The sequence below is a fragment of the Xanthobacter sp. BG11Y11_SDJG genome (assembly GCF_057364445.1).
In genome coordinates this window covers 1-4,407 of sequence record NZ_JBNFNU010000352.1, presented here as the reverse complement: position 1 = coordinate 4,407, position 4,407 = coordinate 1, and the positions used below count along the sequence as shown (strand labels likewise).

Annotated in this window: 4 protein-coding genes and 2 pseudogenes; all 6 read right to left on the bottom strand. The window is 72.5% G+C overall.

Annotation, left to right across the window (positions count from 1 at the left end):
- Window positions 1–69: 69 nt before the first annotated feature.
- The gene (locus tag AC2W7M_RS20480) at window positions 70–345 is read right to left on the bottom strand and encodes a VOC family protein (RefSeq protein ID WP_486134475.1); all 276 of its coding nucleotides are present in this window, start codon (window positions 343–345) and stop codon (window positions 70–72) included.
- 84 nt (window positions 346–429) lie between these two features.
- Window positions 430–1,673: pseudogene (locus tag AC2W7M_RS20475) on the bottom strand (RNA polymerase sigma factor); the annotation flags it as partial.
- Between the two features lie 47 nt (window positions 1,674–1,720).
- Entirely contained in the window at window positions 1,721–2,101 is a 381-nt protein-coding gene (locus tag AC2W7M_RS20470; RefSeq protein ID WP_486134473.1) for a YciI family protein, read from the bottom strand.
- 383 nt (window positions 2,102–2,484) lie between these two features.
- Window positions 2,485–2,880, bottom strand: a pseudogene (gene nikR / locus AC2W7M_RS20465) (nickel-responsive transcriptional regulator NikR); the annotation flags it as partial.
- A 92-nt stretch (window positions 2,881–2,972) separates the two neighbouring features.
- Window positions 2,973–3,701 carry an energy-coupling factor ABC transporter ATP-binding protein gene (locus AC2W7M_RS20460; RefSeq protein WP_486134471.1) on the bottom strand — a complete coding sequence of 243 codons (729 nt, stop codon included), beginning with the start codon at window positions 3,699–3,701 and terminating at the stop codon, window positions 2,973–2,975.
- Complete coding sequence (locus AC2W7M_RS20455; protein WP_486134470.1) at window positions 3,698–4,252, bottom strand: energy-coupling factor transporter transmembrane component T family protein; 555 nt, start codon at window positions 4,250–4,252, stop codon at window positions 3,698–3,700. Before AC2W7M_RS20455 ends, AC2W7M_RS20460 begins: the two co-directional genes overlap by 4 nt.
- Window positions 4,253–4,407 lie beyond the last annotated feature (155 nt).

The window sequence follows — 4,407 nt, the reverse complement described above, 5'->3', positions numbered from 1 at the left end:
CTCCTGGACCGGCATGACCTCCTCGAAGCCGGCGGCGCGGGCGCGCGCCCACCAGGCTGTCGATGTCGGTCACCTGCAGCACCAGGGAATAGCCCTGCGGCGTCTCCAGCTCGTAGCCGCATTCGGGATTGGGATCGCCATCATGATGGAGGAGCCGTTGACGTAGAGGTGCACGTGCATGGTGCGCCCCTTCTCGTCGGGCGGAAGCGCCGCCACCGTCTCGGCGCCGAGCGCGCGGCCATAGAGTTCGGCCGCCTTCAGGGCGCCATCGATCTGCAAATAGGGCACCACGCCACCCTTCACCGGCGCCATGCCGGCCTTCAGGTTCTCCGCCGTCTGCTCCATGGGTCCCTCTCCTTCGCGGCGCGCCGGAGGGCGCGCCCGTTCTAGGACGCGCCGGCCGGGCCCGGGCCGACAGGGCCACCGCTTTTTCGCCGCGCCCTCGCCCGCGACCTGGTCGAGATAGCGGCGGATCTGGGTCGCCTCCGCCGCCGTGCCGGCGAGGCTGATGGCGATGTCGAAGGCCACCTTCGCCTCGGCGTTGCGATCCAGCTGGAGCAGGAACGCGCCCTTGGCGCCGAAGAAATGGAATAGCCCGCGAGCGGCCCCTCGAGCGGCGCGATCATGGCGAGCGCCGCCTCCGGCCCCTTCACCTTGCTCACCGCCACCGCGCGGTTGAGCGTGACCACCGGCGAGGGCCGCATGAATTCCAGCGCCGCGTAGAGCGCGTCGATTTGCGCCCAGTCCGTGTCCTCCGCCCGCGCTGCCCGCGCATGGGTCGCGGCGATGGCGGCCTGCACCTGATAGGGGCCGGGCGCGCGATGGCGCAGCGCCTTGTCCACCAGCGCCAGCCCCTCGATGATGCGCTCGCGGTCCCACAAGGCGCGGTCCTGCTCTTCCAGCAGCACCGGCTCGCCGCCGGCATCGAAGCGGGCGCGGGCACGGGCGTGCTGGAGCAGCAGCAGCGCCAGCAGGCCCATGATCTCCGGCTCGGCGGGAAACAGGCGCAGCAGCAGCCGCGCGAGGCGGATGGCATCCTCGCTGAGGCCGGCCCGCGCGGGATCGGCGGCGGCGGAATAGCCCTCGTTGAACACCAGATAGATCATGGCCGCCACGGTCTGGAACCGTTCCGCCCGCTCCACCGCGCCGGGCGCCTCGAACGGCACCTCGGCCTTGGCGATGCGCGCCTTGGCGCGGGTGATGCGCTGCTCCATGGCCGCCTCGCTGACCAGGAAGGCGCGGGCGATCTGCTTCACCGTAAGGCCCGAGACCACCCGCAGCGCCAAGGCGATCTGCTGGGTGTGCGGCAGATCGGGATGGCAGCAGATGAACAACAGGCGCAGCACGTCGTCGCGATAGTGCGCGCCGTCCAGCCGCTCGGCCATGGGCGCCTCGATGTCGTCGAGGTCGGAGATCGCCTCGTCCGGCGGCAGCGGCGCGTCGCGGGCGGCGCGGCGCTTGCCGTCGAGCGCGGCGTTGCGGCCCACCAGGATGAGCCAGGCCACGGGATCGCGCGGCGGCCCTTTCTGCGGCCACGCCTTCAGCGCCCTGAGGCAGGCCTCCTGATAGGCCTCTTCCGCAGTGTCGAGGTCGCGGAAATAGCGCAGCAGCGCCCCCATCGCCTGCGGCCGGGCGGCGGTGAGCGCGGCGTGGATGAAGGCGGTGTCGGTCATGGCGGTGTCGGTCATGCGGTTTCGGTGATCGGCTGCGCCGGCGCGGCTCAGGCCTTGGCGTCCTGCCGCATGTCGGGAACGAAAAGCCCCACCGGCCGCACCTCCAGCGCGCCGCCGGGATTGGCCTCGCCCAGCGCGCGGGCGATCTCCAGCGCCCCGTCGAGGTCGTCCGCATCCACGAGGTAGAAGCCCAGAAGCTGCTCCTTGGTCTCGGCGAACGGGCCGTCGATCACCAGCGGCGGCTCCTGGCTCTTGCGCAGAGTGGTGGCGGCGGAGGTGGGCAGGAGGCGCAGCGAGGCGCCCATCTTGCCCTCCCGGGTCAGCCGCTCCTGCACCACGGCGAGCCGCGCCATCACGGCGTCGTCCTGCTCCTTGGTCCAGGCGCAGACCACGTCTTCCTCGTGGTAGCAGAGAATGGCGTACATCATGGGCTTGGACTCCGTGGCTGTGTCCGAAGGACGCCGGAGTATGCCCGATGCCGACAGGGTGCGGCAAAGTGCGCAGGGGCGCCTTCCTCGTCCCTCGACCTCCTACGCAGACTGAGGACCGCCCCGGCCGTTCGCGCCCCGCTCCCCGCGTGGGAGAGGGTGGGGTGAGGGGATCGCGGCGCAGCCGCGAGCGACTCGGGGCTTGTCTCGACGCCCCGCGCACCCCTCACCCCCGCCCCCTCTCCCGCAAGGGGAGAGGGGAGGAGCGCCCGGCGACCCGCTCTCACGCAGAGGACGACCCGGTGTCGTCGTCGTGATGATGGTGGTGGTGGCCGTGGGGGGCCGTGGCTGTGGCCGTGCCCTTCGCCGCCGGCCCGCGCCTCCACCGGGACCATGACCAGGCGGCCGTGGCGCACGCCGCGCTCGGCGATCAGGCGCTCGGAGAAGTGCCTGACGCTGCGGGTCGGCCCGCGCAGCAGCGCCACCTCCAGGCACTGGTCGTGGTCGAGATGCATGTGCAGCGTGCACACCGACATGTCGTGGTGCATGTGGTGCGCCTCGGTCAGGCGCTTCGACATGTTGCGCGCCTCGTGGTCGTAGAGATAGACCAACGCGCCCACCGCGTCCTCACCCTCCCCCGCCGCCTCGGCGGCCTGGCGCAGGCCCGAGCGGGCGAGGTCGCGCACCGCCTCCGAGCGGTTCTGGTAGCCGCGGCTCTCGATGAAGCGGTCGAGTTCGGCGACAAGGTCCTCGTCCAGGGTGACGGTCACGCGCTGCATGGCGCCCTCTCCAGCGGGGCAGGATGGCCGGGTGAGGTGGCGGATCGCCCCGTCATCCGAGGTAGGCCAGCGGCGACGCCGCGTAAAGCCTCTCAGCCGTCGCCATGGCGGTGGGCGGCATCGAGGCCGTGGATGTGGATCTCCTCCTGCGTCACCACATGGCGGTGCACCAGGGCCGGATGCACGGCCCCCTCGCGCAGCAGCACCGCGCGGGTGGCGATGCGCTCCAGGAAGTCGCGGTCGTGGGAGACCACCAGCAGCGCCGCGTCGAGGCCCAGCAGGATGTCGATCAGGCGGGCGCGGTTGTCCGCGTCGAGGTCGTTGGTGGGCTCGTCCAGCAGCAGCGCATCGGGCGCCATGGCCAGCAGCGCGGCGAGGCAGACGAGGCGCTTCTCGCCGCCGGAGAGCCGGTGCGTCACCCGCTCGGCGAGGTGCAGCAGGCCGATGCGCTCCAGCACCGCCCGGGCGGCGGCGAAGGCGTCCTCCCGCGTCTGGCCGAGATTGAGCGGGCCGAAGGCCACGTCGTCGATCACCGTGGGGCAGAAGAGCTGGTCGTCCGGGTCCTGGAACATGAGCTGGGCGCGCGGGCGCACCGCGCGGAAATCCGCCTCGGTCCGGCATTGCGCGCCGAAGGCGACGACGCGCCCCGCGCTCGGCCGTTCTAGGCCGACCAGGGTGCGCAGCAGCGTGGTCTTGCCCGAGCCGTTGGGACCGACCAAAGCGAGGCGCTCGCCGGCATGAAGCTGAAGGTCGGCGCCGGCGAGCACGGTGCGCCCGCCGCGCGCCACGGTGACAGCGTCGAGCGCCAGGAGCACGCTCATGAAAGGCGCTCCGCCGCGAAGGCGGCGAGGATCGCCGCCGCCAGCATCAGCGCGAAGGCGAGGTCGGCGGGGCCGAAGGCGGGCCGCTCCGCAGGCACCGGCAGCCGGCCGGAATAGCCGCGGCAGCGCATGGCCTCGGAGACGCGCTCGGCCCGCTCCAGCGCGCGCACCAGCACCATGCCCAGCATGTGGCCGTAGGTGCGCCACGTATGCAGCGACCGGGTGGCGAGCGAGGAGCGCGGCACGAACGCGCGCGCCCGCATCGCCTCCTGGAGCCGGGTCGTCTCGGCCCTCAGCACCCCGCCATAGCGCACCACCAGAAGGAACAACTGCACCAGGCGCTCCGGCGCCTTCAGCGCCAGCGCCGCCGCGCCGATGCGCACCGGCTCGAGGCCGCCGAGCAGCGCGAAGACGAGGAAGCCGCAGGCATTCACCTTGAGCAGGATCTCGACCGCCCGCACGAGGCCTTCGGTGCTGGCGACCAGCGGCGGGGCGCCGAACAGCGGCGTGCCGGGCACCGTGAAGGGCAGGAGCGCGAGCAGCACCAGCATGAAGCCTTCGAGATGGATCAGGCGCCGCGATCAGCGCCGCCGCACCTGGCCCGGCCGCCAGCGCCAGGCGCGGAAGGCGCCGAGCGCCGCCGCGGCGAGAACGGGAAGGCTGGAGAGCAGCGCCACCGCCACCACCGCGGCGAAGGCGCCGAGGA